Annotated in this window: 14 protein-coding genes and 2 pseudogenes; 1 reads left to right on the forward strand and 15 read right to left on the reverse strand. The window is 51.6% G+C overall.

What is annotated here, in order from left to right:
- Nucleotides 1-208: 208 nt before the first annotated feature.
- The 9 genes from DWZ54_RS11885 to DWZ54_RS04730 all read right to left on the reverse strand — a co-directional run bounded on the left by DWZ54_RS11885 (nucleotide 209) and on the right by DWZ54_RS04730 (nucleotide 7,354).
- Nucleotides 209-550: a hypothetical protein gene (locus DWZ54_RS11885; protein WP_199663222.1), complete on the reverse strand. Its 342-nt coding sequence runs from the start codon at nucleotides 548-550 to the stop codon at nucleotides 209-211.
- A complete protein-coding gene (locus DWZ54_RS04695) occupies nucleotides 547-1,398 on the reverse strand; it encodes an MFS transporter (RefSeq protein WP_199663224.1) in 852 nt (283 codons plus the stop codon). Before DWZ54_RS04695 ends, DWZ54_RS11885 begins: the two co-directional genes overlap by 4 nt.
- A gap of 255 nt (nucleotides 1,399-1,653) precedes the next feature.
- Nucleotides 1,654-2,013, reverse strand: a complete 360-nt coding sequence (locus DWZ54_RS04700; RefSeq protein WP_118474693.1) for a LysR substrate-binding domain-containing protein — start codon at nucleotides 2,011-2,013, stop codon at nucleotides 1,654-1,656.
- Between the two features lie 16 nt (nucleotides 2,014-2,029).
- Nucleotides 2,030-2,572, reverse strand: a complete 543-nt coding sequence (locus DWZ54_RS04705) for a cupin domain-containing protein (RefSeq protein ID WP_118474694.1) — start codon at nucleotides 2,570-2,572, stop codon at nucleotides 2,030-2,032.
- A gap of 171 nt (nucleotides 2,573-2,743) precedes the next feature.
- Nucleotides 2,744-3,781 (reverse strand): aldo/keto reductase, encoded by a 1,038-nt coding sequence (locus DWZ54_RS04710; protein WP_118474695.1) that lies wholly within the window; start codon nucleotides 3,779-3,781, stop codon nucleotides 2,744-2,746.
- A 22-nt stretch (nucleotides 3,782-3,803) separates the two neighbouring features.
- The gene (locus DWZ54_RS04715; RefSeq protein ID WP_233541620.1) at nucleotides 3,804-4,502 is read right to left on the reverse strand and encodes a flavodoxin; all 699 of its coding nucleotides are present in this window, start codon (nucleotides 4,500-4,502) and stop codon (nucleotides 3,804-3,806) included.
- Nucleotides 4,471-6,111, reverse strand: a complete 1,641-nt coding sequence (locus DWZ54_RS04720) for a carboxylesterase/lipase family protein (protein ID WP_118474697.1) — start codon at nucleotides 6,109-6,111, stop codon at nucleotides 4,471-4,473. Before DWZ54_RS04720 ends, DWZ54_RS04715 begins: the two co-directional genes overlap by 32 nt.
- On the reverse strand, nucleotides 6,108-6,485 hold the full coding sequence (locus DWZ54_RS04725) for a carboxymuconolactone decarboxylase family protein (protein WP_118474698.1): 378 nt from the start codon (nucleotides 6,483-6,485) through the stop codon (nucleotides 6,108-6,110). Before DWZ54_RS04725 ends, DWZ54_RS04720 begins: the two co-directional genes overlap by 4 nt.
- Nucleotides 6,486-6,508: 23 nt before the next feature.
- Complete coding sequence (locus tag DWZ54_RS04730; RefSeq protein ID WP_118023016.1) at nucleotides 6,509-7,354, reverse strand: aldo/keto reductase; 846 nt, start codon at nucleotides 7,352-7,354, stop codon at nucleotides 6,509-6,511.
- Nucleotides 7,355-7,545: 191 nt separating this feature from the next.
- Between DWZ54_RS04730 and DWZ54_RS04735 the strand changes: the two genes are divergently transcribed.
- Nucleotides 7,546-8,442: a LysR family transcriptional regulator gene (locus DWZ54_RS04735; RefSeq protein WP_158573611.1), complete on the forward strand. Its 897-nt coding sequence runs from the start codon at nucleotides 7,546-7,548 to the stop codon at nucleotides 8,440-8,442.
- 57 nt (nucleotides 8,443-8,499) lie between these two features.
- Here DWZ54_RS04735 and DWZ54_RS04740 read toward each other — a convergent pair.
- From DWZ54_RS04740 to DWZ54_RS04765, 6 genes and pseudogenes are all read right to left on the reverse strand, one after another.
- A pseudogene (locus DWZ54_RS04740) lies at nucleotides 8,500-8,982 on the reverse strand (recombinase family protein); the annotation flags it as partial.
- Between the two features lie 152 nt (nucleotides 8,983-9,134).
- Complete coding sequence (locus tag DWZ54_RS04745; protein ID WP_118474709.1) at nucleotides 9,135-10,085, reverse strand: alpha/beta fold hydrolase; 951 nt, start codon at nucleotides 10,083-10,085, stop codon at nucleotides 9,135-9,137.
- A gap of 135 nt (nucleotides 10,086-10,220) precedes the next feature.
- Nucleotides 10,221-10,526: pseudogene (locus DWZ54_RS04750) on the reverse strand (AzlC family ABC transporter permease); the annotation flags it as partial.
- Nucleotides 10,523-10,975 carry a PPC domain-containing DNA-binding protein gene (locus DWZ54_RS04755; protein ID WP_158573612.1) on the reverse strand — a complete coding sequence of 151 codons (453 nt, stop codon included), beginning with the start codon at nucleotides 10,973-10,975 and terminating at the stop codon, nucleotides 10,523-10,525. The gene DWZ54_RS04755 and the pseudogene DWZ54_RS04750, both read right to left, overlap by 4 nt.
- An 18-nt stretch (nucleotides 10,976-10,993) precedes the next feature.
- On the reverse strand, nucleotides 10,994-11,764 hold the full coding sequence (locus DWZ54_RS04760) for an EFR1 family ferrodoxin (protein ID WP_118474702.1): 771 nt from the start codon (nucleotides 11,762-11,764) through the stop codon (nucleotides 10,994-10,996).
- Nucleotides 11,765-11,776: 12 nt separating this feature from the next.
- Nucleotides 11,777-12,142 (reverse strand): hypothetical protein, encoded by a 366-nt coding sequence (locus tag DWZ54_RS04765; RefSeq protein ID WP_199663226.1) that lies wholly within the window; start codon nucleotides 12,140-12,142, stop codon nucleotides 11,777-11,779.
- Nucleotides 12,143-12,183 lie beyond the last annotated feature (41 nt).

Below are 12,183 nucleotides of genomic sequence, written 5' to 3' on the forward strand. Positions count from 1 at the left end.
ATATGACGTCTATCTGATTTCCCCTGAATAGCATAGCTCGGTTTAAGCGAAATCGTTGTCCTAGCAGATGCTCTGTCTGAATGATTAACCTTATGATAGCAAAATAAGCATTTCATGTGAAATGCTTATCAAAAATCGTCTGTTATAGAACAAATGCATGACAGAGAGCGAAAACGATGCTTATTCCATCATAGTGCTATGGCGCATTTTACCGGTCTGTTCCGTCCGGCAGTAGCAGATGCTCATCACCGATACGCGCCTCGGCCTGGCAGTGCACGAACTTTGTGAGCAGCAAGGCCGCTGTTGCCATCACCAGTCCGCCACAGACGACGTAGGGCAGGCCGAGGCTGCGGATGAAGAAGCCGCTGAGCATGGTTCCCGCCATGCAGCCGAGATTGGCCGCTGTCAGGAACAGGCCATTGCTGAAATCCGGTGCATCCGATGCCACGCAGGCCAGCAAGTACTGATTGATGTTCGCATTGATGCCGCCGAGGATGCCCCAGGCCACGATTAGTGCCGCGAGGAGCGGCAGCAGCTGGCCACCGCTCACAAATAGCAGGCAGTAGAGCACAGTGGGAAAAGGCGTACAGTGACGCGAGGACGCTTGGCGAGAAGATTGCCGCCCAGATAGCTTCCGTAGATGTTCAAGAGGCCGTAGACGAGAAGCAGAGTTGCGATGAACTGTCCCGGCAGGGCCGCAATCTGCTGCAGGTAGTCAGCGAGGTAGTTGTAGACGCCGAAGATCGAGCCGTTGAGGCAGATGACCGCCACGATGGCCAGCCAGACCGGCGGGCGCTTCAGGACAGAAAGCTGCGCACCGTACTGCATCGGCTGCGCCACAGGCAAGTCCGGCACGAAGGCCATCGTCAAGAGGAACATGAGCCCCGTCACACCTGCAAAGAAGGCCATCGCCACCGAGAAGTCAAACGTCGCAGCCAAGACATTGCTGATGGGCACGCCGATAACCATGCCAGCGGCGACGCCCATGTTGATGCGCGCCACGGCTCGCGGTGCATCCTCTGGAGCCACCCAAGCCGCGGCCACGCTGAAGGCGAGCGCGCAGTAGACCGGATGGAAGAAAGCCGGCACGACGCGCAGCACCAGCAGGACCTCGAAGTCACTCGCAAAGACGGCCAGTGCATTGCAGAGCGTGAACACGCCCAGCACAAGCAGCATCACGCGCTTGCGGTTGAAGCGCGAGAACAAGAGCGGCATCGTCGGCCCCGCTATGGCCACACCGAGTGCAAACAGGCTGACGAGCAGCCCCGCCTGCACGATATCCACCTGGTACATCTCCGCCGCCATCGGCAGGATGCCGATGATGCCCATCTCCGTATTGAGGATGCTGAACACACCAAATGCCAAGATCAAGAGCAGCAACTGCTGCTGTTGTTTCATCTCATCTCATCCTTTCTTCTTCCTGACCGAGCTCTATCTCATGGATTCAAAGTCAGGAATACATCACCCGCTCCTTAGGCGAACGTCCCCATCATCACGGTGGCCATCAGCCAAGCATCTCTCTTCTCATTCTTGAAATTTCTCATGGAAAACCCCCTTCCTTATTGCATCTCATCATTGCCTATCCTGTTGTTTTGCTTGATGAGTTTATTATAAGGGAAGGGGTTTATGATTACAAATGCCTTGTTTTAACTATTAATAATGCTTATTAGGCATGATTAGAAAAACCTCGTCCAGAGCCGCCACGACGAGACGGCCGGCGCGGGAGAAGACCTGATCTCTGCGCCAGACCACATAATTCGCCGAGCGCAGCTCTGGCTCCAGCGGCCGGAAAACCAGCCCGCGTGACGTTCCCACAGCATCCGCCATGCCCTTGAAGCAAAGCGCACTGCCTATGCCCGCCTTGATGAAGAAGATCGTATTGTAGAGCAGGTTGTAGGTGCCAGTCACCTCAATCTTCTCCGCTGCACTGCCGAAGTAATGATCCAGCTCATGACGCTTCATCGCCTGCTCCGACAAAATCAGAGGCTCCTCTACGATGTCGGCGCGCGTCAGGACCTCCTTGCACTGCTCATTTCAGTTTCGCATACTCTGCTTCGCTCACAGGCTCCAGCCACTCTGTTGATGCGCCTTCCTTCATAATGGAGAGGTGCTGGAACCAGCTCGTGTGCTGTGCCCCATGCCAATGTTTCACATTCTCCGGGATGGTGACGCTTTCGCCCGGCAACAGTTCCTTCGGCTCCTCGCCCCAAATCTGGTAGTAACCCTTGCCCGATACCCCGGCCAAGACTTGACAGCTTCCATGATGCTTATGCCAAAAATTGATGCACCCCGGCTCAAATGTCACATTGGCTACATTCACGCCCTTGCCCTGCATGGGGAACAGGAAACTCCTGCCCGTGAAATACTTGGCATAACCCGTGTTCGGCTGCCCGATGGGATAGACCGCACCGCCTTCCTGCATGAGTGCTTGCGTGATTTCCGTTTCCGTTTGAGCATTTTTCACATTAAGGTCAGCGGCAAGGCATGTCGGCATAGACAGCGCCGTACTCGCCAAAAGAGCGGAAGCTACCAGCCCTTTTGCCACTTTCGGAATCACATTGCGGATATTCATATAAAATCCCCCTCGTAATGATGATGGTAAATACTATGTCATTGGAGTGAGTATACTTCAAGAATGCGCCCCAAAAATGGTCTTCATGAGCAGGGCAGCAAAAATTTCTGTCACGGCTTTTACCGACAATGCTGTATTACCCCACAAACTCGCTTCCTCCTTGCCCATGCCTCAAGCCTTGGGCGCATTTTTCATCCATACTTGCGAAGCTCTCTTGGCAGTTTTCGTGTTCTGCGCCATAACTCCGACAAGGGGATGGGGAACATACAATTCCTCCAGATAGGCGATGTCCTCTGCCGAGAGTTTCAAGTCAACCGCCTTGACCGCCCCCTCTACATGATGTAGTTTCGTTGCCCCGGCCACGGGAGCAGTTACCTTGGTTAAGAGCCAAGCCAAAGAAATTTCCGTCATGCTCACCGCATATTTATCGGCCAGCTCCGCGACACGCATGATGATTTTCTCGTCCTCTGTCGCCATACCGTCGTATTTCAGTTTGGCATAACTATCCTCTGTCAGTCTTTTAGTGGTTTCTCCCGGTTTTCTCGAAAGGCGACCGCTGGCCAAGGCACTGTATGGCGTCATGGCGATGTTATCCTCCTCGCACAAGCCGGCCATTTCTCGCTCTTCCTCACGGAACAGGAGATTGTAATGGTTCTGCACGGAGACGAATTGGGCGAATCCTTCTTTTTCCGCCAAGGCGTTGGCTTTGGCCAGTTGCCATGCGTAGCAGTTGGCGATACCGATATAGCGCACCTTTCCGGCTTTGACGGCTTTTGTCAGTCCGTCCAACACGTCATATATCGGGGTTTGGTAATCCCACATATGATAAATGTAGAGATCGACATAATCCATGCCCAGATGCTTTAGGCTCAGGTCAAGGGATTTTTCGATATGTTGTTGCCCCGTCACGCCGTCCGCTATCTCTTGCGGCGTGCGCGGCAGGAACTTCGTCGCCACGACCACATCTTCCCGTTTGGCAAAATCCTTTAAGGCTCGCCCCACATATTCCTCGCTGGTGCCATTCTGATAAACGATGGCGGTATCGAAGAAATTGATGCCCAAATCCAAAGCCCGCTTGATGATACTGCGGCTCGTTTCCTCGTCCACCGTCCAACTGTGCTGTCCCGTTTTGGCATCGCCGAAACCCATGCAGCCAAGACAAATGCGGGACACATTCAAATCAGAATTTCCCAGTTTCCTGTATTCCATGTCAAATCTTCCTTTCCTGATTTTATTGCAGATATTTCTTCACACTATCTATCCAAGCATCTATTTCCGCTTGGTCGGTAAGCATATCGGCTCCGCCTTGGGAGTCAAACTGTATTTCCATGTCGGGAGCAAACTTTGCCCCGGCGCAGATTGTCTTGATGTCCGCTATCACATGACCCGGCCAGCCGCCGTGGGTCATAAAGGGAATAACGGTCTTCCCCGTCCAATCCTGCGAGTGCAGAAATGTGAGCATGGGCGGTGCCATCCGAAACCACCAAGTGGGAGTTCCCACTGCAATCACATCGTAATCTGCCACATTGACCGTCAGCGGCTTAATCTCCGGTTGATAGCCGGCTTCTACTTCCCGTTGCCCTTGGCGGGTCACTTCGCTATCCCAACCGCCATACGGAGGGTATGGGGTAACGGGTTCTATCTCTGCGTAATCGGCATTTAAGGCCACTTGCAGTTGTTTGGCAATCTTTCGGGTATTGCCGCGGGAAAACGAGTAACAGACCACCAGTATTTTTTTCTCTTTGTTCACGACAGATTCCTCCTTGTTTGCCGCTGCGGACAGACTTTTTGGTGTGGGGCCTGCCGTGAAGGTAATGCCAAAGACGACAAGCAGCCCCACCACAACAAATGCAGCGACAAATTTGGCTCTACGCAAATTCATCGACAGCTCCTTCTCTTCAATACAGTCGGATGTTTTGCCAAAAATCAAAGTGATGGCGTTCTCTATAGTCTTTCATGTCCATCATCTGCGGCTTGCCTTGACCAAGTTTCAGATACTGGGCGCGGTCGCTGTCAAAACGCTCCCAAATGCCCCGCCTGTCCACCTCGGACATACCCGTCCACAACTTGACCATTTCCCTGGCAGCCTTCTGCTGCTTTTTATTGAGGTCGGTGCTGAGGTCGGAAGAGCCGTGGAAACCGGGAAACAGATAGGGCAGTTCGTAGGTGTGCGCCGTACCCTGCGCAAAGTCCGTTGTCACATACTTGGGGCAAGTCGGGTCGCTGAACTCGTAGTAATAGACTTTGATTTGGTTATCAAGGGAGTCGGCAATCCGATAAATCGGCGCGGCGAACCAACTGTCCGTGATGACCTGGGCATAAGCCTCGGCCGGACTGCCGTAATCGGAAGCGGGGTATTCCTGCATCACCTTGTCTGCAAATCCCGGCAGAGCATACTGTTTCTCCAAGGCTTCCAAATTGTCGCGATAAGCGACCTCGTCCATCGGTTTTCCGGCAGCACTCTCCGTCAAGGCGGCAAAGAAAGAGCCTTCATTTTGCACATTGCCAATCCCCAGCCGCTCACCGTTGACACGTCCCGCTTGGAAGGCTTCGGCGATACTGGTAGGGACATACTCGCCATCTCTGGTGATGATGCCGTCCAGCAAATAGTTATTCTCCAAGGCTAAAATCTCTTCCGTGGACAACGCACGAAGCTGTTCGGCAGTGGCATTGTTCAGCCCTGCTGCCTTGGCCAAACCTATACCGCGTTCCTCGGCCTGTTCCGGCGAAACGGAATGGCCGTTGGCGTACATGACCGGGGCGGACATGGCGATGATATTTTTGAACAAGCCTTTGGCCTTCGGGCTGGCCATCAGGATTTGCGAACTCTGCCCGCCGGAGGATTCTCCCGAAATGGTTACATTGTCCGGGTCGCCGCCAAAGTTTTCAATATTTCTCTGCACCCATTCCAACGCCGCAATCTGATCCATCACGCCGTAATTGATTTTGGCATGGTCTTCCGCGTCAATGGCCGGATGGGCAAAGTAGCCGAATACGCCGAGGCGATAGTTTATCGTCACCACTACGGCGCGTCCCTCTTTTGCCAAAAGCGTCGGGTCGTAATCACTGCCCGCGCCTACCACCAATGCGCCGCCGTGAATCCAGACAAACACCGGCAGTTTCTCCGGGTCGCCCGGTTTTTTATTCGGCACGGCTACATTGAGATACAAGCAATCCTCCGAGCCGCCTGCCGTGGCAAAAACACCCAAATAATCGGTCTGTGCGGCTTCGCTCTTGTATTGGGTTGCGTCCAACACACCCTGCCAGTTATCGGCCTTGACCGGCGGTCGCCAACGCAGTTCTCCCACCGGCGGTTTGGCATAGGGAATGCCGCGATAGTAACTGATGCCGTTTGCCATAAAGCCGCGAACCTGTCCGTTTTCCGTATTCGCCAATACGCTTTGGCTAACCGCCGTTTGAGTTTCGGCGGCATACACCACATGATTTTGTTCGGTCATCACTGCCGGGGAGAAAAGCCAAGTCGCCGCCACTGCGACCACTAAAGTTTTCTTTAGGTGGGTCAAAAATTTCTTATTCATTTCGTATCTCCACTTTCCTCGACATACGCCTTTTTCATGGAGTTGAAGGCCGCCCACACATTCGGCCAACCGGCATAAAATGCCTGATGCGTGAGGATTTCTGCCATTTCTTCTGCCGTAATGCCGTTTTTCTTGGCTTCCTTCATCTGGTACTGGCAAGCAAAGGTATCGCCCATCCCCTTGGCCACCAACGCGGCTACCGTAACCATCGAACGGTCACGCAGGGACAGCTTATCATTTCGCGACCAAACTTCGCCAAACAAAACGTCGTCATTGAGCCGAGCAAACTCCGGCGCAATATCTCCCAACATATCGCGTCCCGCCGTCTGCACGACCTTCACCGCTTCCCGCTTTTTGTTATTGTTCTGTCCCATTTCTGTAACCTCCATAAAAATTTTTATCTTACTTTCAACTGGTTCAGCTTTTTGATAAGTTCCACATCCGTCAAATCGGCAATGTGGTCATTTCTGTCCAGTTGGTCAATCGCCGTAATTTCCTCTGTCGTCAAATGAAAATCAAATACATCAAAATTTTCCTCAATGCGCTCCTTGCGGACTGATTTGGGAATTGTGGCTATACCTCGCTCTATATCCCAGCGCAAAATGATTTGCGCCGGAGTCTTTCCGTATCGTTTGCCAATGGAAACCAACACGTCATTTTCGAGGATTCCCTTGCCGCCGTGTCCCAACGGACTCCATGCCTCCATCTGCACATCGTATTCCCGCATGATTTCCTCTGCTTTCTTCTGTTGAAAGTAGGGATGAAATTCCACTTGGTTGATGGCGGGAGGGAGTTCATTGTTCATGACGAAGTCCACAAGGCGGTCGCTGTTGAAATTGCATACGCCAATCGCTCGTATACGCCCTTCCTGATACAGTTCCGTCATGGCGCGCCAAGAGCCGTAACAATCCCCGCATGGCTGATGGATAAGGTATAAGTCAAGATAATCCAAGCCAAGTTTTTGGAGCGATGTCTCAAATCCGGCCTTGGCGTTCTCGTATCCTGCGTCCTGAATCCACAGCTTGGTAGTGACAAACAACTCCTCGCGCGGGATGCCGCTTTTTTTGATGGCTCTCCCCACAGCCTCTTCGTTAAAATAGGCCGAGGATGTGTCCAACAGTCGATAGCCCGTTTCAATGGCATGGAGAACACTTTTTTCGCATTCCTCAAGGTCGGTCATCATGTAGACACCAAAACCCAAAAGCGGCATCTTGACGCCATTGTTCAGCATGGTATATTCCATTTTCTTGCCCCCTATTGTCGATGGCTGTCAAAAGCATACCGTGGCATCCTCGAATGCTCTTTGTTGCCATGTCTTTTCCGATTTTGCCGCAACTTCCTGCTTGCAAGGCCATTTTAAGACAAAATCTCTTGCAACGGAAGTCGCAATTTGCTAACATGGTATTAACCAAAAGGTTCATGCAGGAGGTAGCAATGTATAACAAGCATCTGGACGCATTCCTGATGGCAGCAGACTGCGGCAGCTTCACCAAGGCGGCGGAAAAGCTGTTCATCTCACCCAATGCCCTCATCAAGCAGATTAACTTGTTGGAGGCAAAACTGGAACTGGCACTCTTTTCGCGCACCAATCACGGCATTGCGCTGACCGAAGCGGGCAAGAGCATCTACCGAGATGCCCGCCGCATCATACAGATTTCCGAACAGGCTGTGGCAACCGCCCACACCCTTGAGGCAGGAAAACAGCACGCGATACGGCTCGGCAGCTCGCTCATGTGTCCTGCCCGCCCCATCGTCAATCTATGGCTGGCCGTCAGCGCGGCGCATCCGCTCATCAGGCTGCAAATTGTGCCAATGGACGACAGCAAAAATAACCGACCTGAATTGCTTGGCAACAAAGACAACGATGTTGACATCATCGCAGGGATATTCCCTTCCACACTTTGGAAAAATCGTTGCAATGCCTTGACTTTGCGGCAGATACCATTGGCGGTCACCGTACCGATCAACCATCCCTTGGCCGGTCGTAAGCATATAACGCTTACGGATTTATATGGCGAAACCATCCTCATGGTGGAGCGCGGCGATACATCCTATATCGACAACTTGCGCGATGAGATTGAGGAAAATCATCCGCAAATCCATATCCATGATGTCCCACCATATGATTTCAATGTGTTTAACTATGCGGAAAACACCGGGCGACCAATGATTTCCGTTGACCTTTGGGACGGAATCCATCCGGCCTTGGTCACGCTCACTTGCGATTGGGGCAAGGAATATGCCGTCCCCTATGGAATCCTGTACGCCAAAGATCCGACGGAGCACGTTATGGAATTTATCCACGTCATGGAGCGAGTGATGGGTAGGTAAAAACAGTATACGGTTGAATGCCGTAACGAAGGCCGTCTTGACTTCTTCCTGTACTCAGTCGAAGACCTGCGGGCTGATGATGGCTTCATGATTATTTTCCACATAGTACTGCGGCACTTCCCCTTCATTCGCCTTCGTTTCTTTGGTCAGGAAGTTGACGGTGAACCGCTTCTGCAGCAGGGCATCGCCCTTGTATTTCTCATTTGTCAGGATGCTCTCTACCGTTCCCGGATACCAGCGTTTCTTTTTTGCCGGAGTTTCCAGCCCTCTGGAAGTCAGCTCCTTGGCAAAGGAGTGGAAGGTATACCCGTCCAGGAACAAGCGGTAAATCAGTTTCACCGTCTTGGCCTGTTCCCGGTTGACGACCAGATTCCCGTCCGGCCCCCGGTCATAGCCGAAGAAATGGCCGAACGGTACACACACCTTTCCGTCAGCGAATCGCTTCCAATGGCCCCAGGTGACGTTTTCCGAGATGCTCCGGCTTTCTTCCTGCGCCAGGAAACTCATGATGGTGATGTGGAGTTCCCCTTTACCAGTAATTATGATACAAAATAACGATGAACCCCCTTGCACCCCCCTGGCTATCGTTAAGCGAGTATCGCTTGGAAGCCTTGCGGGACAAGGCTTCGACAAAAAGAGAAGGGGGTGCATTTGCACCCCCTAAGGCTCGGAGGTTGCACCCCCTTGACATCTTACTTTCTGTTGTAGTCCACCTTCTTGCTGCCCGTCAGCTGGGACATATCCGTTTGTAGAAACTGCTCTATGGCTGCCCAAGTCACATCGAAATTATCAAGGAATGCTGTATGCCATGCCTTAGGAACGATGCAGAGGCTGGCTTGTGGGATATATTGTTTTGCCTCCACCATAGTCACTAATGGGGCATGGTCGTCTTCATCTCCCGCAATCAAGAGTACCGGGCATTGGATGGTTTGAAGAAAATCCTCGCCGACTTCCATTTTGCTCCAGAAATTCATATAGCTATCGCAAAATTCTTGATAGCGCTCCGGCTCCGGCATGATGCGTTTCTGTTGCTCAATAAAAGCAGCATCAATCTTGGCCAAGTCCTCTACCTTCATTTCACCGCTGAAAAAACCTGCTTTGAGCGTACCCGCACCGATAGCGATAACACGTTCCACACGATTGGGGTACATAGATGCTACCTTGTATGCCGTGTATGCGCCGTCGCTGAAGCCTAAGAGAATCGCTGGCTCATTGGTGACTTCCTTCATCACCGCCAGCATATCATTGGCTTTTTGTTCATAGGTCAGCTTCGAGTGGCCGATTTCTGATCGTCCATGTCCACGCGTGGAAACGACAATCACTTGATAGTCCTTCCGCAGATTGTCTATCATCTGTCCCATCTCATAGGGCGTACCCACTCCACCACCATGAAAGACGAACAGCGGCTTGCCTTTGCCGTAAACCTCATAGTAGATTTTGGCATCGTCCGCTTGCACATAATGCCCTGCCGCTTTGTTGTTCCCGTAGGGAGTGCTGCTGCCCTTAGCCTCCGGGTTTTGCATGAAATAGCGTATGGCGTTACCAGCTTTTGTAGCCTCGCCGATTTCTATGCTACTCGTCAGCAGGATAGCCGCACTCAACATGAGTGCGCCAGTCCCCTGAATCATTTTTTTCCAATTCATATCCTGTCCCTCCAAATTCTCGATATCCATTTCCGTAAATTCTTCAGGGCATCATACCGAGTGACTCCAGCAAACCGATCATGCCCTGCGCCGCAACATCACACGTTCGGTGTCCATTTCTCACATCTCCCATCATCCCAAACCCTTGAAATGTTCCAGCATAGAAATTCCATAAAATAGATGTCGAGCCTGTATAAGAAGGGTCATGATGAGCACCTGCAAAGGCGCAAACGAACTTGTCAGCATGGTTACAGCGACAAATTCCAAGGATCCGCCAAAAATAAAGAAACTCATCAGCATTGGATACCAAAAGCTAAACCCTGCGACATTCATATACATACCGTATGCCATGCCAAGAAACCAAAAGCCAGCAAAAATGGGCAAAGTGTAGGGAAAAGCTGCTTTAAGCGATAGGTAGCAAACATTATTCTTTCGGCTCATCGGCCAATCTCCAAATTCCAGACATCAATTCCCGTAGCCGCATCATATTTCAGTCCGATATTTCCTCCCTGCACAGGGTCAAGGAGCAGTTCTGCCGTGTATAGCACCGTCGCTCTCTTCAAGTGACCACCAAGGTAATCTATGTGCTCCGTCGTTTCGTCAAATGCGGAGAAAAGCGCATGAGCGTGGTGTACCAATTCCCCATTCTTGTCCGTCACGATATTTCCCATGAGGGAAATCATCTCCAATATACCATTCCGCACATGAGGTAAAAACTCCTGCTTGTCTGGAATATAAGTTGCTACTTCTACCTCGCCGCAAGCTCCGATGCCTTGAAATGTTCCCGCAGATATGTGAAGTTCCCGGCAAACATTCTTCACCTCTGACAGAATTTCCTCGCCTTTGTCTATACGGACATAAACTCGTCCGCCCATTTTCCTGTAATCCATCGACATTCCCTCTTCCTTTCAATCATCCAGCGTAACCTGATGATTGATGTATTGCCCATTGCGAAGACCGCCGTCATAGTCAATCGCTGCCGCTGGGCAACGGTGGAAACAGCCGAGACATAAGGTACATTTTTCCTTTACCCACTTCGGCTTTCCGTTCTTCATGGCAATAGCATCGAGCGGACACTGCCGAGCGCACAGCCCGCAACCGATACATTTTTCGCTGTCCAGCCGAAAGTTTTTCGTTTTACGTATGCGATTGTAATTCGCCTTAGCTGCTGCTGCCACAATTTTTGACATCTGATCCGGCAGTCGATGTCCCTTTTCGCGGCGCAGAATTTGCCCGATGATAATGCGTGTTTCTGCCTCTCCATTTTCCTCGGCGCGGCGGTTGCGTTCAGCATTTTTCAGGTAAAACATGGGACTCCAATTATCGACAAAACGTGCCGCATACAAGCTGTCAAATTGAATCCCGACCTTGCCAAATTCCTTTTGTGCCGTAGATAAAACATTGCCGTAGTCGCAGCCGTAAGTGGCCACAAAATAGCAGTAATGGTCGGCTCCTTCCAAAAGTATCTCGGCTTTTTGCAGATAGTCCAACAAAATCGCGGGCAATCCTTCCCAATAGGTCGGCATGACAACGCCAAAATTTTCCCCTTCCGGCACGGTGATGGAATATTTCTCCTGCCGTACCAGTTCTTTTAGCGGCACAATCTTTTCGTCGGTTGCCTTGGCGATTTGTTCTGCCACATATTTATTGGTGCCTGTGGCACTGAAGTAAAGAATCACTTTGACACCTTCTTACAGACTGTACACACTGCTCCGATACATTTGTAGCCTTTCCTCTCCATTTGTATCCATGGTTTCCTGCAAGCGATTTATCATAGCATCCTTGTCCTCCGGTACCCGGCCGTTAATGCGCACGGGCATGGTGACATGCTCGGCGCGGAAGATGGTGGGTACGGTCAGGCAGCGAATGAACTCCTGCATTTCCTCCATACGTTCCAACTCTGTTGCCTCGGCAAATTTCCCTTCTGCCACATCACGGGAAAGAGGGGTATCGGGAAAAAGTGTCAGTTCCGAGGCATAGATCATGGCGGGTTTCAACTGATTATAGAGCTTCGCCGTTTCCCTTGCATGGGACAGCCCCCAGCCGTGCCCGCCCAAACCGTGTTAGCGCCGGGCGAAAAACGCCACTGAGTGTCGGG

Origin of the sequence: Mitsuokella sp. AF33-22, from assembly GCF_003475755.1 — a bacterium.
Lineage (GTDB): Bacteria > Bacillota > Negativicutes > Selenomonadales > Selenomonadaceae > Mitsuokella.